The 21,757-nt window shown below is 54.3% G+C and carries 21 protein-coding genes; 15 read left to right on the top strand and 6 right to left on the bottom strand.

Annotation, left to right across the window (positions count from 1 at the left end):
- The first annotated feature begins 168 nt into the window (after window positions 1-168).
- The 7 genes from GURA_RS23005 to GURA_RS16805 all read left to right on the top strand — a co-directional run bounded on the left by GURA_RS23005 (window position 169) and on the right by GURA_RS16805 (window position 9,167).
- Window positions 169-1,974 (top strand): diguanylate cyclase, encoded by a 1,806-nt coding sequence (locus tag GURA_RS23005; protein WP_198134490.1) that lies wholly within the window; start codon window positions 169-171, stop codon window positions 1,972-1,974.
- A gap of 270 nt (window positions 1,975-2,244) precedes the next feature.
- Window positions 2,245-3,111: an NAD(+) diphosphatase gene (nudC, locus tag GURA_RS16830; RefSeq protein WP_011940127.1), complete on the top strand. Its 867-nt coding sequence runs from the start codon at window positions 2,245-2,247 to the stop codon at window positions 3,109-3,111.
- A gap of 38 nt (window positions 3,112-3,149) precedes the next feature.
- A complete protein-coding gene (locus GURA_RS16825) occupies window positions 3,150-3,590 on the top strand; it encodes a DUF4149 domain-containing protein (RefSeq protein WP_011940126.1) in 441 nt (146 codons plus the stop codon).
- 386 nt (window positions 3,591-3,976) lie between these two features.
- Window positions 3,977-5,791, top strand: coding sequence for a hypothetical protein (locus GURA_RS16820; protein WP_011940125.1), 1,815 nt, complete (start codon window positions 3,977-3,979; stop codon window positions 5,789-5,791).
- Window positions 5,792-5,934: 143 nt separating this feature from the next.
- Complete coding sequence (locus GURA_RS16815) at window positions 5,935-6,816, top strand: DUF2156 domain-containing protein (RefSeq protein ID WP_011940124.1); 882 nt, start codon at window positions 5,935-5,937, stop codon at window positions 6,814-6,816.
- 571 nt (window positions 6,817-7,387) lie between these two features.
- Entirely contained in the window at window positions 7,388-8,305 is a 918-nt protein-coding gene (locus GURA_RS16810; protein ID WP_011940123.1) for a hypothetical protein, read from the top strand.
- 40 nt (window positions 8,306-8,345) lie between these two features.
- Window positions 8,346-9,167 carry a KilA-N domain-containing protein gene (locus GURA_RS16805; protein WP_011940122.1) on the top strand — a complete coding sequence of 274 codons (822 nt, stop codon included), beginning with the start codon at window positions 8,346-8,348 and terminating at the stop codon, window positions 9,165-9,167.
- A gap of 16 nt (window positions 9,168-9,183) precedes the next feature.
- Here the strand turns inward: GURA_RS16805 and mnmH are convergent, their stop codons facing one another.
- Window positions 9,184-10,245: a tRNA 2-selenouridine(34) synthase MnmH gene (gene mnmH / locus GURA_RS16800; RefSeq protein ID WP_011940121.1), complete on the bottom strand. Its 1,062-nt coding sequence runs from the start codon at window positions 10,243-10,245 to the stop codon at window positions 9,184-9,186.
- Between the two features lie 148 nt (window positions 10,246-10,393).
- Here mnmH and GURA_RS16795 point away from each other — a divergent pair, with 148 nt between their 5' ends.
- The 7 genes from GURA_RS16795 to GURA_RS16765 all read left to right on the top strand — a co-directional run bounded on the left by GURA_RS16795 (window position 10,394) and on the right by GURA_RS16765 (window position 17,686).
- Window positions 10,394-13,099, top strand: coding sequence for a cation-translocating P-type ATPase (locus GURA_RS16795; protein WP_011940120.1), 2,706 nt, complete (start codon window positions 10,394-10,396; stop codon window positions 13,097-13,099).
- 186 nt (window positions 13,100-13,285) lie between these two features.
- Window positions 13,286-14,569, top strand: coding sequence for a class II fructose-bisphosphate aldolase (locus tag GURA_RS16790; RefSeq protein WP_011940119.1), 1,284 nt, complete (start codon window positions 13,286-13,288; stop codon window positions 14,567-14,569).
- A 168-nt stretch (window positions 14,570-14,737) separates the two neighbouring features.
- Window positions 14,738-15,112, top strand: a complete 375-nt coding sequence (locus tag GURA_RS16785; RefSeq protein ID WP_011940118.1) for a PilZ domain-containing protein — start codon at window positions 14,738-14,740, stop codon at window positions 15,110-15,112.
- Between the two features lie 162 nt (window positions 15,113-15,274).
- A complete protein-coding gene (locus GURA_RS16780; protein WP_011940117.1) occupies window positions 15,275-16,072 on the top strand; it encodes an HD domain-containing protein in 798 nt (265 codons plus the stop codon).
- A gap of 50 nt (window positions 16,073-16,122) precedes the next feature.
- Window positions 16,123-16,407 (top strand): hypothetical protein, encoded by a 285-nt coding sequence (locus GURA_RS16775; RefSeq protein WP_041245519.1) that lies wholly within the window; start codon window positions 16,123-16,125, stop codon window positions 16,405-16,407.
- 26 nt (window positions 16,408-16,433) lie between these two features.
- Window positions 16,434-16,664: a PLD nuclease N-terminal domain-containing protein gene (locus tag GURA_RS16770; protein WP_011940116.1), complete on the top strand. Its 231-nt coding sequence runs from the start codon at window positions 16,434-16,436 to the stop codon at window positions 16,662-16,664.
- A gap of 65 nt (window positions 16,665-16,729) precedes the next feature.
- On the top strand, window positions 16,730-17,686 hold the full coding sequence (locus GURA_RS16765; protein ID WP_011940115.1) for a Tim44 domain-containing protein: 957 nt from the start codon (window positions 16,730-16,732) through the stop codon (window positions 17,684-17,686).
- Between the two features lie 81 nt (window positions 17,687-17,767).
- Here GURA_RS16765 and GURA_RS16760 read toward each other — a convergent pair whose 3' ends face one another.
- The 5 genes from GURA_RS16760 to GURA_RS16745 are packed head-to-tail and all read right to left on the bottom strand — an operon-like array spanning window position 17,768 to window position 20,823.
- Window positions 17,768-18,145, bottom strand: coding sequence for an HsmA family protein (locus tag GURA_RS16760; protein ID WP_011940114.1), 378 nt, complete (start codon window positions 18,143-18,145; stop codon window positions 17,768-17,770).
- A gap of 37 nt (window positions 18,146-18,182) precedes the next feature.
- Window positions 18,183-18,665, bottom strand: coding sequence for a tRNA (cytidine(34)-2'-O)-methyltransferase (locus GURA_RS16755; RefSeq protein WP_011940113.1), 483 nt, complete (start codon window positions 18,663-18,665; stop codon window positions 18,183-18,185).
- 57 nt (window positions 18,666-18,722) lie between these two features.
- Complete coding sequence (locus GURA_RS16750) at window positions 18,723-19,400, bottom strand: response regulator (protein ID WP_011940112.1); 678 nt, start codon at window positions 19,398-19,400, stop codon at window positions 18,723-18,725.
- Complete coding sequence (locus GURA_RS25005; RefSeq protein WP_232278933.1) at window positions 19,397-19,603, bottom strand: ATP-binding protein; 207 nt, start codon at window positions 19,601-19,603, stop codon at window positions 19,397-19,399. Before GURA_RS25005 ends, GURA_RS16750 begins: the two co-directional genes overlap by 4 nt.
- A complete protein-coding gene (locus GURA_RS16745; protein WP_232278932.1) occupies window positions 19,600-20,823 on the bottom strand; it encodes a HAMP domain-containing protein in 1,224 nt (407 codons plus the stop codon). The genes GURA_RS25005 and GURA_RS16745 overlap by 4 nt, the downstream gene beginning before the upstream one ends.
- A 248-nt stretch (window positions 20,824-21,071) precedes the next feature.
- Between GURA_RS16745 and GURA_RS25145 the strand changes: the two genes are divergently transcribed.
- Window positions 21,072-21,752: an efflux RND transporter periplasmic adaptor subunit gene (locus tag GURA_RS25145; protein ID WP_268741728.1), complete on the top strand. Its 681-nt coding sequence runs from the start codon at window positions 21,072-21,074 to the stop codon at window positions 21,750-21,752.
- Window positions 21,753-21,757: the final 5 nt, after the last annotated feature.

Genomic DNA, 21,757 nt, shown 5'->3' with positions numbered 1-21,757 from the left:
TCATTTTGCGATAATATTTGCAACTGGATTATTTATAAACGCATTTAAGCATCGGGGAACCCTCATGTGAGAATAAAAACGTTAAAGTAGATTAAAAAACTGCCGATAATAAATTGTATACATGTGCAAAAAAATGATGGGGAATTGCTCAATGGAGGAGCAATGAAGGTGAAAAGATTCAGACATTGGGCCATCCTGCCTAAAATCATGACCATCTCGGTTGTAAGTGTTGCCGTCATTGCCGGTGTGGTGATGTTTTACTTTCTCCCGCTCGTTGAACGGAAGATTATGGATGGGAAGAAGGAGGGAACGAAGTATGTCGTTGAGGTGGCATTCGGCATACTGGCCGGATACGATGCCCTGGCAAAATCGGGCCAGCTCACCGAGGCGGATGCCCGGCAGAGGGCTGCGCTGGAGGTCAAGAAACTCCGCTACAAAGAAACGGAATATTTCTGGATCAACGATCGTGCCTCGAACATGGTCATGCATCCCACCAGGCCGGAACTGGACGGGACGAACCTGAGCGACAACAGGGACCCGCGGGGAACCTTCGTCTTTAAGGAATTCGTCCGGGTCTGCAATGAAAAGGGGGCGGGGTTCGTGGAGTACCTCTGGCCGAAGCCGGGCGAGCGGCTGCCCGTTGCAAAAATTTCCTATGTGAAGCTCTATGCCCCGTGGGGATGGATTGTCGGCAGCGGCATCTACGTGGATGATGTGGAGAAGGACATGGCAAGACTCCGCTGGAACATGGCCATTGGGACCATGGTGTTCGCCGCTCTGATTTTGTCCCTCAGCCTCTTCATCGGCATCAGCATAACCAGGCTTTTGAAAAACGTCATCGGCGGTCTGCAGGATATCGCCAGCGGCAAAGGGGATGTTGACCTGAGTAAAAGGATCGCCACCTCGTCCATCGATGAGATCGGCGTCCTTTCCTCCGAATTTAACGGCCTGATGGACTCGATCAGCAGTCTTACCATCTTTAAAAAGGTCATTGAAGAGGACGACACCCTGGACGATGTCTATTTCAGGCTCGGCAGCGTGTTCACTGAAGATCTGGGGTTGGGCGGCTGCGTGATATACGAGATTTCAGGCAGTCAGGGCAAGATGCGGCCGGTATATCCATCGTTTGTGGCAACCGGCGAACTTTACTGCAACGCGGATATCCTCGACAACCACGATCTTTGCAAGGCAAAGAGGACCGGTCATCCGATTTCATCGCTCACCTATCCGCGCATTTGCAAGCAATTTTCCGTCGCGTCCGGCAAGGAGCATTTCTGCATTCCCATGACGGTCGGCGGGGGAACTGTGGGGGTGGTGCAGTTTGCGTTCGACAAATCCGATACGTTTACGGATTCGAAGGAAAACGAGCGGAGGTTGTTCAAGGCTGAACAGTACATCAAGGAGTCCCTGTCGGTCATCGAGGCCAAAAGGCTCATGAATACCCTGCGGGAATCGTCGCTCAAGGACCCGTTGACCGGACTTCATAACCGGCGTTTCCTTCAGGAATACACGGAGAAGCTGGTTGCCGGGGCCAAGAGACGGAGAACCCTTGTCGGCCTTATCATGTGTGATCTGGATTATTTCAAGCAGGTGAACGATGCCTATGGGCATAATGTCGGGGACATCGTCCTCAGGGAAACCGCGAGCATCATCAGGACCAGCGTGCGGGAAGCAGACATTGTCGTCAGGTTCGGCGGAGAAGAATTCCTCGTTGTTCTCTTCGATATCGGGGCGGGTGATGCTCTTAACGTGGCAGAGAAAATCAGGGTGAACGTGCAGAATGCCAGGATAAAAATCCCGGAAGGGGTCATTCAAAAAACCATCAGTCTCGGCGTCAGCGAATTTCCAGCCGATAGCGAAACTTTCTGGCACTCGATCAAATATGCCGATGTTGCCCTCTACAAGGCAAAGGAGGCGGGGAGAAACAAGGTCATGCGCTTTACCGGGGATATGTGGACAGACGAACATTTTTGATCGCTAGGAGCCTGTCGGACTTAGGGAATCGTAGCGAGAGAATGGAAAATCGAGGACAGATTTCCGGAAATTTGAGAGCTAATAGTGGACCTATTCGGCGAAAATTTACGGAGATATGGACCGATTTGCCATTCTCGCAGTAGATTCAGTCCTAAGTCCGACAGGCTCCTAGGTTTTCCCTTTTTTTGTTAAGGTCGCGATCAGGTCATTGCAGAGAATGGAATTCAGGGGTATGCTGTTATCCGTTCATAAACAACGGATGGAGGCGGTATGAAATATCCTGATGCGGTCAATCTACCTTTTAACGCTGAAATCGTGAAGAACGGTTTTACGCCGATCAGACCCGGAGAACGCATCCCTGACGGTCCAGGGTATTGGGTCATTCTCCAGGGAAATGCGATGGTGGTAAAGGCAGACGGTGAACAATTTACCCTTTACGAAGGCGACCTCCCCCATTGGTTTGAGTTGAAAGCTGAACCGCTCTGTTTCGGTTTATGGCAGGGGAAGCCGATTTACACGGTTGTCGCGGGCAAGGACCAGCAGCTTCCCCCCTCTTTTGTTGCGGAGCCGTTCAATGCAGTGGAAGATCGCCTCGGTGACCGGATTCTAACCCTCGGCGGCCTGGCGCACCAGATCATCTATTGGGAGAGGAACAGCGCAATCTGTTCCCGCTGCGGCGGCGAGCACGAGCGCATTCCACGCACGTGGGGAAAACGGTGCAAATCATGCCGACATGAGCACTACCCCCACATTCATCCCTGCATTATCGTTTTGGTAAAACGTGGCGACGAGTTTCTTCTGGCGAGAAAGAGCATCTGGCCGGAAGGGAGATACGGCCTGGTGGCGGGTTTCCTCGATTTCGGCGAATCGCTGGAAGAGTGCGTTCATCGGGAAGTGAAGGAGGAGACCGGCATCGAAGTAAAGAATCTCCGCTACGTGGGAAGCCAGAACTGGCCGTTTCCCAGCCAGCTCATGGCCGGTTTTGTCGCCGACTACGCCGGGGGGGAGATAACGGTTGACCGGGAAGAGCTGGAGGATGCCCGCTGGTTCTGCAGGGATGCGATGCCTGCGGCACTGCCGGCATCGCGGAGTATCGCCCGGTGGATTATCGATACCTTCGCGTTGGGAGAAATTTAAGGGGGCCTTGCGGTCCCCCTACGGAACAGGAGCCCATCATGCAGATTCTCACGATCATCTACCGCCTGGCCGTGGCCTTATGGGTCGGCGGCATCGGAATTTTCACCTTTATCTTAACGCCCATAATCTTCAAATCATTCGGCAGGGATCTGGCCGGCCGCATCGTCGGGGAGGTCTTCCCTGCCTATTTCCGCTGGGGGCTTGCCTGCGGCGTTGTGGCCCTCGCCGCACTCATTGCGGTGCGGGGGAAGAATTTTATCCCGGCGCTCGTCATTGTCATCGTCATGCTGCTTCTCACCTCGTTCGACGCATTTTACCTTGAGCCGCATCTGGCGCAGCTTAAAAGAGATATCCCCTCCTTTGAAACCACGCCGAAGGACCATCCGTTGCGCAAGGAATTCTCGAAGCTGCATGGCGTTTCTGCTGTCTGCAATTTGTCGGTTTTCAGCGGCGGGGTGATTTTAATCGTACTCCTGTGACGGAGACGATTCCACCCCGCTGTTCCTCTATCCTGTCTTCCCCTCTGTTAATACGCTATTCCCTCGCTATTTCCTTATTTAAATTCGGCATATCCCGGAGCGCGGGCATCGTGCCTGCGTTTCAAGCGGATGTATCGCTTGAATTGGTTACAAGCAAACCGATTCGGGCATAAACCCGCCCGAAACACGGGCCGGATGCCCACGCTCCTGAAAACCGATCCGTTACTTCGCCGTGCTGAACCCGGCGAAAAGAAAGTTCAAGTTTCCTTGCCCCCTGCCGATAAATACTTTTATTTGCCGATACCGGAAAAGATTGCCGATCGGCAAAAATCAGGCAGTACGCATTCAAGGCGACAGTCTTGAAAACACACGTAAAAGGGGGCTTTATGATTGATCGTTGCACATTGAGAAAGGTTTTTTGTATGGTGGCGGCACTCGGTACGTTTGCTGTTGCAGGTTGCGGCGGAGGAGGAGGCGTCAGTGGCGGCGTCAGTGGCGGATCCACCTCCGTCAGTGGCGTGGTTGCTGATGGTTACCTGGAAAAGGCCACGGTATTCCTGGATCTGAACGATGATAAGCAGTTAACTGCGGGGGAGCCGACTGCCGTTACCAAGGCTGACGGAACTTACACACTGGAAAACGTTACTGCTGCAGATTTGAAAGCACACGCGATTGTAGTCATTGCGGAAAAAACCGTCACCATCAACCATGAGGGGAATACCAGCACTCCGGTGGCGGACAAGTATATACTTTCAACCCCCCCGGATGCACCCAAAAACCCCGAAGGCAAGGTGGTCATTACCCCGCTTACCACGCTCATTCACAACCAGATCGAAACAAACCCGGTCTTGAAAGTCGCAGAAGCTGAAGCTGTTGTAAAGTCCAACCTCGGGGTAGCCACAGCGACAAGCCTGTTTGAGGATTTCGTCCAGAAGAAAGGGGCCAGTGCCGACTACGACAAGGTGAGCAAGGTCGCCCAGGTGGTGGCGACCGCCATCGGCAACAACATGACTGCGATTAAGGCAGCGGCACCGACCGCCAATCTGAATGACGTTATCAAGGTAATCGTTGCCGAAGTCGTCAATCAGCTGACCACCATTGCCAATACGGTGGACACGACATCGACATCGAATTTTAATGCGGCTACCATCGCTACGACTACGGTCAACGTCGACACGACCAATTCCACCACCTTGCAGCAGAACCTCACACAGGCCAGCGCCCCGGCTGCGGTCAGCTCTTTCCAGACGGCCCTCGGCACCGACGGCTTTTTCTGGATAGACCGGCGGAACGACAACATGCAGTCCGTCTATTATGAATACGGGGTGGTAAAACTGGGCGCGCTTGGCGCCAGCGGTTATGCGCTGACCGAGGATTATTTCGTCTACACCGCCCTCAACCCGACCTGGGCTGTCGTCACCAGGAACGACAACAGTTACGTCCTCTCCAAAGACGGCTGGAAGCTGGCCAACGACAACGCATCGGCAGGGACGCTGGTCTTTAACGCCGACGGTACTGCCACCTGGACGATAACCGCCAGCGGCGAAAGCGAGGTAATCACCGTCAGCAAGATCAACGTAGCCGGCAAGTTGATCGGCCCTTTTATCACCAAGGATAATGCTCCCTTTAATGCCGATGCGGCATTCCCTGCGGGCGCCGAGGCCTATAAAATGACCTTCGTTCCCAAGAGTGACCGCTACTCGATCTGGGCGGGCAATGACTCCAACACTTCGCTGATGGCGATTAAAACCGTGTCGGACATGCCTTCCACTTTTGCCGTAGGGGGCACAGGGATGGGGCTTTATATCGGCAGGGATTTCTCCGTGAAGTTCACCGGCACAGGCACCAGCGGCGCAGCCCAGTTCTATGTCGGTCAACAGCAACAGTTGCTGGCCATAACCGGTGCCTGGAAGATCGTCGAGCCGGTGGCCGGCTACCAGGTGTTCGTCCTCGACGTGCCGTTCGCCTACAAGGCCCAGTACATGTATGACAACCCGTCCAGGGGGGTGATCTTCGCCTCTGTCAACGGCGCGGTCAAGCAGGGGAGTGTGGAGTACGCCAACGTGCCGAGGATGGACGGCGGTCTCAACTTCAACAAAATCGCATTCGATGCAATCAATGCCAATTTCACGCCTACATGGTCATCTCCGGTGGTGAGCCCGGTCCTGCCGGCCGCCAAAAGGGTTGCCCGCAAAATGTAAGGTGAAGTCTGCTCAAATAAAAACCTCCTTCGGCGTTTGGCCGGGGGAGGTTTTTTTGTGTCGTAGGGGGGCGTGAGGCGCTGAATGCCGATCTTCAGATAAAAAAACGAGTTGTGCTATACTGCTTGGTGAAGGGGATGACAATGGAGGTTCCGAACTATCCTGCCAAGAGACCGCTGGCGCTTGATGATAAACCGATGCTGGACGGTATCTTTGCCGGACTTCAGCCGCGGGTTTCCGAGTTCACCTTTGCCAACCTTTACCTGTTCCGTTCGGTCCATGCCTATTGCCTTACCATGGTGGGGGATGCGCTGGTGGTGATGGGAAAGGGATATGCGGGTGACGACTATTTCCTTCCGCCGCTTACCGGCGATATTGCAGCGGCGTTGTCGGTGCTGCTCAATGACGGTTTGACGCTTTATGGGGCAGATGAGCCATTCGTGGAGCGCTATTTCCAGGGGGGTAATGTGGATGTCGCTGCAGAGCGTAACAGCTTCGACTACCTGCATCTCCGGTCGGAGATGGCGGAGTTGCCGGGCAACCGCTTTCATAAGAAGAAAAACCGGATCAATTATTTTGCCCGCAGGCATGCGTACCAGGTGGAGCTTTATGCGGACAGTCATCGGGAAGGGGCGCTTCAGCTCCTTGATGAATGGTATCGGGTCCGCTCGGAGGTCGCCAGCGGTTCCCTCCTGCCGGAGACTGAGGCAACGCGCGATGCGCTGGCAATGGCCGGTCAGCTCGGGCTCGCGGGTGTTGTCGTGCTGGTCGAAGGAAAGGTCAGGGCCTTCGTCCTGGGGGAGAGGTTGAATAGCGACACCTCTGTCTGCCATTTCGAAAAGGCCGACCCTTTCCTCGACGGACTCAACCAGCTTGCCGACCGGGAATTCAACCGCCTGCTCTTTGCCGACTGTATCTACGTGAACCGGGAACAGGACCTGGGAGAGCCGAATCTCCGCGAGTCGAAACTTTCCTACCATCCCGTGGAACTGATAAAAAAGTTTAAAGTGCGGGCTCGACGGTAACGATGCCTGTTGCGTTTTATTCGCAGATCAGTGACTAACCCAGCGCTGTCCGTTAGGTCTTTGCATCAAGATTGTTAAGCCCCGTTAGGGGCGTCCGCATGTAGCCGGGGGATTTATCCCCCGGATGAGATGTCATATTCCTCCACGTCACGTACGTGACGTGATGATATTTTGCCTGGATGACCGGGGAATGAATTCCCCGGCTACCAGCATTCTGTCCCTATGGGACGTAAGCATAAACCAAACCGGACAACGCTGTGACTAACCCGTAAACATTTTTCTACAATCCCTGACTAAAATTTGCTAAAAAAGAGGGCGATGCGCTCAAAAACGGCAATTAAACACGGATTAACACGATAACTATTTCAGCTTTTTCATGGAGCGTAGGCTTCCAGCCTGTGTTTCAAGCGGATGTATCGCTTGAATAGCCTTTAGAGTCAAAATCTTTATTCGAGCATGAAGCCGCTCGAATCACGGGCAAGATGTCCACGCTCCTGTGGGTTCACGTGAATAGTTACCAAATCAGATTTGATCCGTGTTCAAATTTTTTTCCGGGATCAAGGAGAACAGAGTGAAACTTCTATCTATTCGTCTGGCTTCGGCCCTGTTATTGTCGGCGCTTTTGACTGTTTCCGCTGCGGCGGAGGAGCCGGTGGCCTGCGAAACGCTTCTGAAGCAGAAAGAGGAGGCACTGCAAACCCTGGCCAGGGATAATGCTCTGCTCCAGGAGAAGGTCAAATCCCTGGAATGCGGCATTACCGGCGAGGCCCTGGCGCTGAAGAATCTGCAAAGGCTGCAGGAAATCGCCAAAGACACGAAGAGCCAACGTCAGTCAATGACGGATTTTGAAGTGTACGTGAAATGGATGGCGAACAATCTTTCGGGCTACTCGAAATATATGGAGGCCGGTTCGGTTGCGGCCGGATTTGCCAAGGTGCTGCCGATACCCTATGCGGGGCAGGCTGGCTTGTTCACCAAGTTTGCATCCCAATTCGCCCTCTCCCTGAACGCGGCATCGGTTTCCATCACCAGGTATCTGACCACTTCACAGCAGTTTATCGCCAGGGTTGATGCAATGGACGTTTCGAAACCGGCAAAAAGCGGGGAAGTTGCAGGCCTGGCACGCTTTGCCGACGAGCAGCTCCTGAAAGACATGAATGATGTTCAGGTAAAGCTCACCATCACGGGAGAGCTTTCCACCTCGGTCCTTTCTTTTCTCGAAAGCCTGAACCACTACATCGGCAGCACCGATGCGTACTTGAACAAGACGAAATCGCTCATCAAGAGGGGCGAGGTGGACAAAAAGGAGAAGAGTTTTCTCAGTGAAAGCATTCTGGGGCTGAGGAACAAGGCGGGGACGTTCAACGCCAAGCTGAAACAGTTCGACGAAACGGCACGAAAAGATGCGCCGCTCATCAAGTCGCTCGGGACTTATGAGGAGTTGATCCGCGAGGTGGAGGCTAAAAAGGTGCAGGTGAGCAAAAAGTAGTTGCTGGGAGTAAGGGATTACGTCTTGTTGAAGGGAGTGTATGAAAAATCGAACCATCAGCGTGAAGGGGAGAGAGATCACGGTTTCCCGCAAAGAGCGGGAAGACTATATCTCGCTGACCGATATCGCCAGATACAAGAATCCGAACGAACCGATAGACGTTATCAAAAACTGGCTGCGCAATCGGAGCACTATCGAGTTCATAGGCTTGTGGGAGCAACTGCACAATCCGGATTTTAAAGCGGTCGAATTCGACCGCTTTAAGTACGAGGCTGGCGGCAATACCTTTGTTCTCTCTCCCGGTAAATGGATTGAAGCCACCGATGCCATAGGCATCACGACAAAATCGGGAAGATATGGCGGGACCTTTGCCCATCAGGACATAGCATTTGAATTTGCCTCATGGGTAAGCGCCGAGTTCAAGCTGTATCTCCTGAAAGAGTTCCAACGCCTGAAACAGCAGGAGTTTGAGCAGAAACATCTGGAGTGGAACGTTTCCCGCACCATCGCCAAAGTCAACTATCTGATTCATACCGACGCCATTAAAGAAAACCTGATACCGCTTGACCTGGCAAAATCCAGGCAGACATATATCTATGCCGATGAGGCCGATCTGCTGAACCTTGCCTTGTTTGGGAAAACCGCCAAGGACTGGAGAACGGAACACCCTGAAATGAAAGGGAATATCCGTGATTATGCTTCATTGGAGCAGTTGGTGGTCCTTTCGAATCTTGAGAGCTTCAATGCTGAAATGATCAAAATGCAGATACCGGCAGAGCAACGATTGCAGAAGCTGAACAAGACCGCTATTGAGCAGATGAAAATACTGGTATCAAATAAATCCATGAAGGCGTTGGCATAATCAGCAGTGTCCGCTTTTACAGAGGCGGTTCATACAGTTTCAGACTGGCGTTCAGCTCTTTTCTTATCTGAAGGAATGCCTTCAATTCCCTTTCCGCCTTTGCATAATCTTCCAGGGAGAGAGACAGCTCTTCCCGCCATTCCCTGTTCTTGTAGTAGACCTTGTCGTAATAGTTTTTCACCAGTTCAGTCATGAACGGTTCCATCTCCCAGCGGGAGAGATATCCTGCGATCTCATCGTACTTTTCCCCGCCCAGTTTTTTCCTGATCCGCAACAGCGCATCCGCCATCCCTTCCCTATACTCGGTCCTGCCGTATTCCGCGATTAGCCGCTCCACCCGTGTTTCCAGGGACGCATTGCACCAGACCTTCACGCTGTCCTGCATCACCTCGTAGAAATTCCCCGGCAGCGAGACCTTGCCGATGCGCTTGCTCTCCCCTTCGACGATCACCGGCTTCCCCTGGGGCAGCTTTCTGAAGGCGTCCCAGAGGAGGGTTTCAAACCGTTTCTGGGTGAGATCCTGGGAGAGCCCCAGTTCGCCGAACGCGGACCCGCGATGGCAGGCGAGGCCTTCCAGGTCGATCACCGAATACTCTTCACTGTTGAGCCCGAGGATGAAGGTGGTCTTGCCGATGCCGGTCATGCCGTGGAGCACCAGCAGTGGGCCGGGGGGATGGAACGGTTCGAAGCGGACGATGACCCGATTGCGGAACGCTTTGTATCCCCCTTGCAGCTGCACGGCATCAAAGCCGGTCAGCTCCAGGATGGAGGCGACGGTTTTGCTTCTTAAACCGCCGCGCCAGCAGTAGACGAGGATCGGCCTCCCTGCCGCCGCTTCCCCGATTTCGTGGACTATCCGCGGGAAACGGCCGGCGGTCAGTTCCAGACCGCGTATCCGGGCTTCTTTGGGGCCGGTCTGCTTATAAAGGGTGCCGATCTCCACCCGCTCTTCGTTGCTGAGAAGGGGGACGTTGATGGCGGCCGGTAAATGGTCTTCTTCATATTCCAGCGGGGTGCGGACATCCACCACGAGGTGGCTGTCGAGGAGTGATTCGTTAAATGCGACGCTTGCGGGCACGGTGTTCTCCTCCAATAATCGCCTCATTATAAAGAGCTGGGGGTGTTATTGCAAGTGGCCCGGTAAATTATCCCATCGACGGTGACTAATGGTTTTGATGCGGTAAAATTTTCAGGTCTGCAATGTTGTTCCTGTCCGAGGTTGATCCATGCATCAGGTTTCCCTTGAAGAGTTTTATCGGCGGCTCAGGACTTCGCCGTATAAAGGTCTGAGCTCTGCCGAGGCTGCATTGCGGTTGACTAGGGATGGCCCCAATACCCTTGTCCAGCGCAAGCATGAGCCGGAGTTCGTGAAATTCCTGCGCCAGATGATCAATCTGTTTGCCCTGCTGTTGTGGGCCGGGGCCTTTTTGTCGTTTCTTGCCGAGTGGATACGGCCCGGCGAGGGGAACGTCTTCATCGCCGTTGCCCTGGTCGGCGTCGTACTTTTGAACGGGACATTCGGTTATTACCAGCAGCACAAGGCCGAACAGATCATGGCCAGTTTCCGCGATATGCTTCCCCCCATGGCCAGGGTGATCCGGGACGGGATACTTCGTCAGATTCCGGCGGCCCAGCTGGTCAGGGGGGATGTGATCCTGCTTGAGGAGGGGGACCAGGTTCCGGCGGATGCGCGTCTCTTCGAGGTTTCAGGCCTGAAGGTGGACAACTCTTCTCTGACCGGTGAATCGGAACCGCAACTGCGCACCACCTATCAGACGGATAAGCGTCTTCTGGAAAGCCGCAACGTGGTATTTTCCGGAACCACGGCCCAGACAGGCGAGGGAAAGGCCGTGGTATTCGCCACCGGGATGAAAACACAGATCGGCCGTACCGCCGACCTTACCCAGACCGTGGCAACCCGTGAAATCCCCATCCGCAGGGAAATCCGCCACTTCACCCGCATTATCTCCCTGATTGCCGTTGTCATGGGTGGCGTCGTCTTCCTCGTCAGTTTTTTTCTCCTGGAAAACCCGCTGCTCGCCAAGCTGATCTTCGCCATCGGCATCATTGTCGCCAATGTGCCGGAAGGTCTCCTTCCCACCGTCACCCTCTGCCTCTCCATCGCTGCCCGGCGGATGGCCGAAAACAAGGCCCTGATCAAGAACCTGGAATCTGTGGAGACTCTTGGCTGCACCACGGTGATCTGCACGGACAAGACCGGAACCCTCACCCAGAACCGGATGGAAGTGAAGCGGCTCTTTCTCAATGAATGCATCCACACCGAGGCTGATGCTCGGTTTGAGCCGGAGGAGCTGGAAAAACTACAGCTGGTGGCGAGCCTGTGCAACAACGCCCATCTGAAGCCGGATGATCCGACGCAGTATCTGGGTGATCCGACCGAGGGGGCGCTGTTGGTCTTTTCCCAGAGGTTTCATGATGTGAACGTCTGCCAGGCGGCTTGTCCTCGCCTTTACGAGGAGCCGTTCACCGCTGCAACGAAGCTGATGGTGACCATCAACCTGGTTGAAGGGAAACAGCTGGCTTGCCTGAAGGGGGCGCCGGATGTGGCCATCGGCATGTGCGACAGCATCCTCATCAACGGCAGGCCGCTCCCCCTGAGCGAGGTCCACCGGCAGGCGTACCTCTCCGCCTACGAGGAATTTGCCGGCAAGGGGGAGCGTGTGCTGCTCCTCGCCTATCGGGAGGTGGAGCCCCGCGAATCCTGGCGCAACGAGGATCTGCCGGGGGGCGGTTACATATTTGTCGGGTTGGTGGGTATGTTCGATCCGCCGAGGCCGGGGGTGCCGGAAGCGGTGACGGCGATTCGCGGCGCCGGGGTCCGTGTGGTGATGGTCACCGGCGATTACCAGACGACCGCCGTGGCCATCGGCAGAATGATCGGGTTGGTGACCGTGGAAAAACCGGCGGTCATCACCGGCGAACAGCTGCGTGTCATGGGCGATGCCATGCTGGAGTGGGAACTGGAGGAGAAGGAGGTGCTCTTCGCCCGCATCTCGCCGGAGCAGAAGCTGCGTATCGTCCAGGCGTTGCAGCGGCATGGCGAGGTGGTGGCGGTGACCGGCGACGGGGTCAACGATGCCCCGGCATTGAAACAGGCCGACATCGGCGTGGCCATGGGGCTCTCGGGGACCGACGTGGCGCGGGAATCAGCGGATATGGTCCTCATGGACGACAACTTCGCCACCCTCCTTCCTGCCATCAGGGAGGGGCGGACCATCTTCGACAACCTGAAAAAATCCATTGCCTATACCGTTACCCATGCCGTGCCGGAGGTTGCCCCGTATCTGGCTTTTCTCCTGTTCGGCATCCCCTTGCCATTGACGGTAACGCTGATTCTCTCCATAGACCTGGGGACCGATATGCTTCCTGCCATTGCCCTGGCTTCGGAACAGGCCGAACGGGACATCATGCTGATCCCTCCGCGGTCCCGCAAGGAGCGGCTGGTCAGCGCAAGGCTCATCTTTCTCGCTTACGGCCTGCATGGGGTATTGGAAGCAGTGGCTGCCTTCTATGCATATTTCAGCGTGCTCCATGACGGTGGATGGCGGTCGGGGACCCCGTTGGCGGCAAATGACCCCCTTTACCTGAAAGCCGTATCCGCCTTCTTTGCCGCAATCGTCATTTGCCAGGTGGCCAACGGCCTGATGAGCAAGACCCATCGCCAGTCGCTGCTGCAACAGGGGGTTTTCTCCAACCGCTGGCTGCTCGTGAGTATTGCTATGGAACTGGCCCTGGCTGCTGCGATTATCGGTCTGGAGCCTTTTCACCTGCTTTTCGGTAACGCGTCTCTGAATATCGGCGACTTTTTCCTGGCCTGGCCATTTGCCGTCGGCATGCTATTCCTGGACGAGGGGCGGCGCTGGCTGATTCGGCGCAATGTGCGCTGGGTAATAAAACTGACCGGTTGTTGATGATAAAGCTTCATTAATGTTACGCTGTTCTTGTTCAGCGTTAGTATGCTATACTTTGTCGAGATGTCTTGGTGATGATTCGGCTGTTCTGCTATTACCCCTTGATTTTACACGATTAAAATGTTATAAGATGATGCATTTTTTTTGATTACTAAAAATATTTCAATCACACTAAAAGGAGGCGATATGACAGCAACCGGTTCAGATTTTACGAAGGCGCTTGAGATAGGCCGGCCGCCCAACGTGACGAAGCTGTTCCCCAATTCAAAGGCCCTGCTGGTCAGCGGCAAGGTGATAGACAGGGCTATGAGTGCCAAAGGGCATGCCCTGGCGCTTGCCGCAAACGGACGGAACCAGTTTGTCATTCGTGGTGTGCTCATGGCCGCACAACGGGCCAATGCGGCTGTCATTATCGAGATCGCCAAGTCTGAAGGGGGGCGGTCGTCTTACTGTGCGGTCAATTACTGGAACATGGCGCGGCAGGTCGATGCGCTCTGCAACGAACTGGGGATCACCGTTCCTGTCGCCATTCATGCCGACCATTACGGCATCAAGAACGACAAGGATCTTGCCGATGCGAAGGTGGAGGTCCCCACCATGTTCGAGGCGGGAATCACCTCAATAGCCATCGATGCGTCGCACCTCCCCGATGACAAGAATCTCCTCGCCAATCTCGCCATCAACCCCTGCATTCCAAAATGGGCCGGGCTGGAGACGGAGGTAGGGGAGATCAAGGGCAAGGAAGGCCTTTCCACAGTGCCTGAGGCGCTGTTCCTCATCCGGGGACTGAATGCCCATGATATCTTCCCTGACTGGATAGCTCTCAACAACGGCACCACCCATGGCATCGAGGCAAGTGATACCGGCATCCAGGTGCAGTTAACCGCCGATATTCACAAGGCGCTTGAGAAATACAGGATTTCCGGCGCCCAGCACGGCACTTCCGGCAACAGCTCCGAGCGGCTGCGGGAGATTGCTGCCAAGACCGCCACCACCAAGGCAAATGTCGCAACCGCACTGCAGATGATCTCCTGGGGGCTGGAGGTGAATGATTACGGTAATGCCCAGCTTGATGCCGACGGAAATTTCATCAAGGTGAAAGGCGAGGGTGTCACCGAGGAGATGTGGGCGGAGATGGTCGCCTATGCCGACTCAAAGGGGTGGAAAAAGGGGGATTACAAGAGTCTCAATCTGCCGTTCGAAAACAAGCTCCTCGCCCAGCCGCTGGCGGTAAGGGAAAGAATGGCCAGGCGGGTGGAAGATTTTGTCTATAAGATGATTACGGAAGTGTTCAACTCGCAGAATACGGCGCCGTTGGCGATCGAGGCGATTCTCAAGGCCGGCAGCTACGATCCGGGGCCGAAGGCGAGCCGGATCGAAGATCCTGCCGAGTGGACGGAAAGCAAAATTGTCGAGCGGGCCGTCGGTTTGACCGGCGATAAAGGGCCGGCTGGGAATTTTGATGACTAGCCGACAGGCACCCGGGTCTTTACGCGCATGTGAGTGCTGAAGGCTTGATGGAGGGGGGCTTATGCCCCCCTTTTTGCTTATCTGCCGGATACTTGAACCGCCTTCAGGTTCAGGCGGTGTCTAACAACGTTGAATGTGTTCAATCCGTTGTAAAGGGGGAAGGCAACCGTGGATGAGAGACGAAATTTTTCTCGTGTGGATTTTGCCGTTGAGGCACTCATAAAACAGGGTGCTGCATCCTTCAAGGGTGAGGTGAGAAATATCAGTCTGAAAGGGATTCTTGTCGAGACCAGCGAAACATTGGTTCCCGCTTCGCCCGTGGAAGTCACGATTTATCTGACCGGGATGCCGCCGTATATTGCCATCAATGCTACCGGTACGTTGGTAAGGAGCGAGGGAAACTGCGTTGGGATAAAATTCGATAAAATAGATGCGGACTCTTTTGCCCACCTGAGAAACATTGTCTCGTACCGATGCGGAGATGCAGACAAAGTCATCGGCGAGTTCTTTACGTACCTTGACGGACGCAACCGGAATGATTAAATTATGCCGTGTGTGCAATTCAAGCCGTTATTATTAAACATATCAACGGTAGGGGCGAGGCTTGCCTCGCCCAATCGGGGCACGGCGGCTGTGCCCCTACATCAGGGTTGCGATGTTTAATTGCCGGAGTAAATACATATATGAAAGTGTCCGGAAGTTGAGATGAACAGAGCCGAACTGTCTGCGTTGAAAACATGGTTTGCCGATTACTGCCGCTCCTTCTACTCCATCGATGCGGACGAGCAGCGTAATATTTCTCTGAAAGAGCTTCATACCGGTAATGTCTGTGACAATATCACCCGCATTGCCCGGGATGAGCTGCTGAACGAAGAACAACAGGTCCTGGCAGAGGTGATAGCCCTTTTTCACGACGTGGGGCGCTTCCCCCAATACCGGCAGTATAAAACGTTCAAGGACAGCGATTCTACCAACCATGCGGCGCTCGGTGCCAAGGTCTTGCTTGAGAACAACGTGCTGGCGCCCTTTCCCAAGGATGAGCAGGACATGATCATTCAGGCGGTACGTCTGCACAATGTATTCGCCATTCCTGAAAAACTTTCCGCGGACGGCGACTTATTCCTCAAGCTGATCCGCGACGCCGACAAGCTCGACATCTGGCGGGTGTTTATCGAGTACTACGCCCTTCCCGAGTCGGAGAGGGCGTCTGCCGTCGGCCTCGGTTTTCCCGATCTGCCCTTCTGTTCGGATGAGGTGCTTGCCTGTCTTGACGAGGGGAGAATGGTAAACCTGTCGATGCTGAAAACTCTGAACGATTTCAAGCTGCTGCAGCTCTCCTGGGTGTTTGACCTGAACTTTGCGGCTTCTTTCAGACTGCTCAAGGAGCGGGACTATATCGGCGGTATTGCGGCGACGTTACCGACGGACGGCAGAATCGCCGCCTTGGCCAAGCGATTGCGGGAATACGTGGAAGTAAGACTGGCTTGTGGCGCTGCCGCATGACGAAGTGATGCGGTTTCGCTTAGGGGAATTGGGCAATGTGGAGGGATGTTATGCGTTTCATTCTGGTGCTGTCACTGTTGCTTTGGCTGCTGCCCGTTTCAGGCGGCTGGGCTGAGTGTACATGCAAAGAGCCGTTGAAGCCTGAATTGCCTTCCGGCAAGGCTAACGCGAAAGAGATGGCAACGGCGGGCAAAGAGGTGGAGGATTATGCTAAAAAGATGAAAACTTACCGGGATTGTCTGGTAAAATGTATAAACGGTGCCGATAATGATCTGTCAGCGGTGGTTTCCGGGTGGAATTATGCAGTAGACACGTATAATGCCGGTAAGAACTAAGATGCGGCGCACGGAAGGAGTTGCAGATGCACGATTTTGCCATGATGGGAGCGATGGGCGTAGCAGCTTTTCTCGTGTTCGGCATAATCGCGACAGCTATTTTTGCCCTCTGGCTGTGGGCTCTCGTTGATATCCTGAAGAACGAGTTCACCGGCTCGAACAAGATTATCTGGCTGTTGCTGGTAATAGCTGTGCCGCTTATCGGCGTCATCCTCTACTATTTGATCGGCAGGGAGCAAAAGATTTCGGACAAGTAGAAGCAGAAAGCCTTAGACGGTGGTCCTGTGCAATGCAGGGCCCAATTGACCAAGGAGTCATCAAGATGAAAAGACACGTTGTTAAGTTGTTTACATTGGTGGCAGCCGTAATGATGTTGACTGTTACCGCGCTGGAGTTTGATGCCCATGCCAGGGCCGGCGGGGGCCGCTCTTTCGGCAGCCGCGGATCGCGCAGCTATTCCAGGCCGGCCAGCCCCTATTCTCAACCGGGCCCGTCGCAGCAGGCTGCCCCTGCCAGGCCGTATTCCCCTCCGCCTTTCCAGCAACAGCCGGCCGGTGGTTTCCTTAGAAGCATGGCCGGCGGGATGCTGGGTGGAATGCTCGGCGGCATGCTCTTCAGGGGGCTCGGCTTCGGCGGCACCGGTGGCGGCATGGGAGGCGGCATTGGCTTGTTCGAGATTCTCCTCCTGGCCGGGATCGGCTATCTCATCTACCGGTTCGTAAAAAAAAAGAGGGTAGATAGCTCCTATTCCACCTATGAGCAGGGTGGGTATCAACATGGCAATGTGACCCCCATTTACGGCGGAACCGAGTCCTATGAACCACAACCGACCGATGTGGACACGGGTATGGCCCATATCCGCCAAATGGACCCTTCCTTTGATGAAAGCCGCTTCAACGACTCGGTAATGGACATCTTCTTCAAGATCCAGGGTGCATGGATGAATCGCGATTTATCTTCGGTATCCGGGCTTCTGACCGACGAGATGAAGCGTATCTTCCAGGAAGACATGGACAGGCTTTTGCGGGACAAGCAGGTCAACCGGCTGGAAAACATCGCTGTCAGGAACGTGGAAATTTCGGAGGTCTGGCAGGAGTCGGGGCAGGATTACATCACCGCCTTGATTTATGCAAACCTGCTCGATTATACAACCGATGACGCGACAGGAACGGTTGTCTCCGGCAGTAAAACAGAACCGGTAAAATTCGAGGAGTATTGGACGTTTACCAGGCCTGTCGGCAACAATCCGTGGCGGTTGTCGGCGATCAATCAGAAGTAGCCGATCAGTAAGGCAGGTTTGTTAAGGTTGGTAGGGGCGCCCCCATGTGGGCGCCCTTTTTTTATGCGGGGCTTATCCGTTTCACGAAATCCGCATCATCCCGGAGATGGCACCGCTGGCAAATGCGACGAGCCAGAGGGAGTAGATGGTGAGGCTTACCCGGTGGAAGGTGCGATTAACGGCATCGGCCTTCTGGAGGAGGGTGGCGATCAGGGCGAGAAGAAAGTGGAAGGCCATGCCTGCCAGGGAAAGGATGCCGGTCAGGTTGTGCCATTCCGGGGCCTTGCCATAGGCTATAGCGAACAGGTTCATCTGGCGGGTTCCCAGGTAATCGAAGAAAAGGCCGATACCGAAGACCAGCAGGTGTTTGCGGTGCAACCCCTCTTTTCTGCCGCTGAAGACGGCATAGCTATAAAAGATGAGGGCCAGATTCATGAACATAACGGCTTTCAACAGCATGCATTTACCTCAATAAGTTAAACCGACTCCTCGCCATTCACGATTCACTGTTTATCAAACGGCCGGTCTGTCGCAACGCCTCATAGAGAACGATGCCTGCCGCAGTGGAGAGATTGAGGCTTCGCACCCGGCCGAAAATGGGTATGCGCACGGCCGTGTCCGGGTTTGCCTCGATCAGTTCGTCGGGCAACCCCTTGGTCTCCTTGCCGAAGACGATGAAATCTCCCGCCGTGAACTCCATTTCAACGTAACTCCGCGGCACTTTCTTGCTGGTATAGATGAACCGTCCGCCTGGATAGGCGCTTTTCAGCGCGTCCAGGTCCTCCCAGTAATGAATATCCACCTCGCTCCAGTAATCGAGCCCCGCCCTCTTCAAGGCTCGGTCATCGGTGGAAAATCCCAGTTTCCCCACCAGGTGCAAAACGGTGCTGGTTGCCCCGCAGAGTCGGGCAATATTGCCGGTATTGGGCGGAATCTCCGGCTCCACCAGGACGATATGGAATGGTTTTATGGTTTCCATGCTGTTTCTCCCCACAATGGTATAGCATGAAATTCGCCTGTCGGTCTTGCAATAAATTTACTCCTGTGATGCTTCAAATTTATACCCGATCCCGTACACCGAATGAATGAGTTCCTGATCAGGTGCCGCCAAGGATATTTTTTTGCGCAGTTTTTTTACATGGCTGTCGATGGTCCGGTCGCTTACGATCCGTTCGTCAGGGTAAATTCTATGCATAAGCTGGGAGCGTGAATAGATCTGCCCTGGATTTGAGAAGAGAAAGTGCAGGAGTTTGAATTCGACGACGGTCAGGTCCAGGACGTGACCGTGCAATGTAGCCTGATATCGTGACGTGTCAAGGATCAAACCCTGAACTGAGGCGGTTAGTCGGCCGCCGGTGCGACGCAGCAACGATTTGACTCTGGCGACAACCTCCCGCGGGCTGAACGGTTTGCAGATGTAGTCATCTGCGCCCAGTTCCAAGCCGAGCAAACGGTCTATTTCCTCAATACGGGCAGTGATCATGATAATCGGAACATCAGAGAAGGAACGGATCTCCTTGCAGATATCGAGGCCACGGCGCCCGGGAAGCATTAAATCGAGCAGGATGAGATCCGGCCCGTGCCTCTTGACCCACGGTACCACAGCTTGTCCATCCGCCAGCCACTCGGAATCGAACCCCGACTGCTTCAGGTAATCCGCCAGCAGCGCAGCGAGTTTCTCTTCGTCCTCCACTATCAGTATTGTTCCACTCATACTCCTCTCTCCATTAACGGGAGTTCTACCTTGATCCATACCCCTCCCAATGGCGACGGTAGCGCTTCAATGGTTCCTTCGTGTGCTTTAGCGATGTTTTTGCAGATTGCCAGTCCCAGCCCGGCACCGCTTGAAGTGCGGTTTCGCGATCCCTCGACTCGATAGAGCCGGTCGAAGAGGCGTGCCAGATCCTCCTTGGTCACACCGGGGGGCTGTCCTGAAAATGTACCGTCGCCAAAGTGTCACGGCGAGCCAGACGGACGAAGAGTTCTCCCCCCGGATCGGTGTAGTTCAGAGCGTTTTCCAGCAGGTTGTCGAAAAGTTGCTGCAGCCGTTCGGGATCTGCAAAGAGCGGGAACTCCGCGCCGGGTTGGATCTCGGTCCGCAGAGAGATTTGTTTTTGAGTGAATTCGGCCTGGAATGAGTCGAGCGCCCGGTTGAGGATGGCATCAAGATCCAGTTCCTCTTTGCGGTACGTCAGGGCGCCGACATCTGAAAGGGAGAGCTGGTAGAGGTCGTCCACCATCCGGTTCAGCCGCATAACTTCGCAGTGGAGGGAGTCGATGGCTTCTGGGGTGCTCTGACGGATTCCGTCCTGGATCGCTTCAATCTCGCCGCGCAGGATCGTCAGCGGTGTCCGTAGTTCGTGGGAGATATCAGCAACCCAGTCACGGCGTGACTGCTCGCTCTTCTCCAGAGAGAGGGCCAGCGAGTTGAAATCCCTGGCAAGATGACCGAGCTCATCTGAAGAGCTGACGGAAACGCGCGTATCGAACTCCCCTGAGGCAAGGCGATGAGTAGCGGCTGCCAGGTTCTTGATAGGATGGACCAGTCGGCTTGCCAGTGGGAGGGATAGGCCGGTTGAGACGAGGAGGATGGCCACTGCAATCATGGCCAAGGTCAGTTTTTGCTGTTGCACGAAGTGCAGCTGGATGGCATCGGTGAGGCTGCTTCTCGGCAGCAGCCCCAGGTAGCCCACGATCTTTTGCCTATGAATGATCGGTTTGAACTCCACTCGTTCTCCGGTGTGCATTGGGCCAAATACAAGGTGATGCCCCGCATCCTGCAGGATGATGCGCATTTCAAACTGATGGATGATCCGTGGGGCGTCTTGAGATGGCTTGGTGCTACCATCCGCGGGGAGTTTTCCCTGCGGCTCAAGGCGGTAATTGGGGTGGGTAGATTCAATGAGCAGGGAGCGCTTGAGCGGATCAGTGCGCAGCGTATCCCAGTTCCCTTTTTCGGCAAAGCTCTGTTCCAATGCACCGGCCAGCCGTACGAGCCGTTCCTGATCGAGCGTATTGACGTACCGGAGAAAGCCCCGGTCGATACTCCACTGCATGATGATAAACATACAGACGACCGCAGCTGCGGTGGCGGCCAGCATCGCCAGAAAGAGCCGATATTTAATCTTGATCTTCACCGCATTCCTCTCAAGAAATAGATAATTGATGCCCCGCATCAAGTTGCTTCCCTTATAGCATAAACGTTACCTGTAAATATCTCCGTTATCCGCATTTCCTCATTTATTTCATATTTTATCCATATTTTTTTTGCTAGATTATAGCTGTTGAAGGGAAAGAGCGGGTTTTTCGACACTGCAAGGCATCCATCCGCTTGCATTCTTATAAGGATATACCCGTCATCAATAACACAAAAATGAGGGTGGAAATGAAACGTAAAATAATAACCGTAGTAAAACTGCTCATTAGTGGATATCTGGCGGCATCATTATTTGTCTGCGGCGCTTGCGCCGCCAAAAAAGAGAAGCCCAAAACGAAGCCTCCGGTGCCGGTAACGGTGGCAATAGCGATCCGGAAAGACGTGCCGGTGCAAGTTAAAGCTATCGGCAACATTGAGCCATATACCAGCGTCGCAATCAAATCGCAGGTAAGCGGACAGATTGCCCTCGTTCATTTCAAGGAGGGTAGTGACGTGCAGAAGGGCTCATTGCTCATCACCCTTGCCCCGGAATCGTTCGAAGCGACGCTTAGTCAATGCGAGGCCGCTCTAACCAAGGATCTGGCGCAGTCGAAGTTCGCTCATGATCAGGCTCGCCGCTACGAGTTGATGCTCAAGGATGGCATCGTTACTCAGGATCAGTTTGATCAATTGCAGGCCAACGCTGAATCATTTGCTGCGACTGTTGTCGCTGACCGTGCAGCAGTCAAAAACGCTAAAATCCAGCTTGGCTATTGCTACATCCGTTCTCCGATCTCCGGTCGGACCGGGAAACTATTGCTGCAACCGGGCAATCTTACGAAGGCCAACGATGTACCGCTGGTGATGATCAATCAGATAAACCCGATCTACGTAACCTTTTCAATCCCGGAAAAAAACTCGCTGAGGTAAAGAGG

This window comes from Geotalea uraniireducens Rf4, from assembly GCF_000016745.1.
GTDB lineage: Bacteria > Desulfobacterota > Desulfuromonadia > Geobacterales > Geobacteraceae > Geotalea > Geotalea uraniireducens.
Note: the sequence above shows the minus strand (reverse complement) of the source record. Positions and strands in the feature narration are given on the sequence as shown.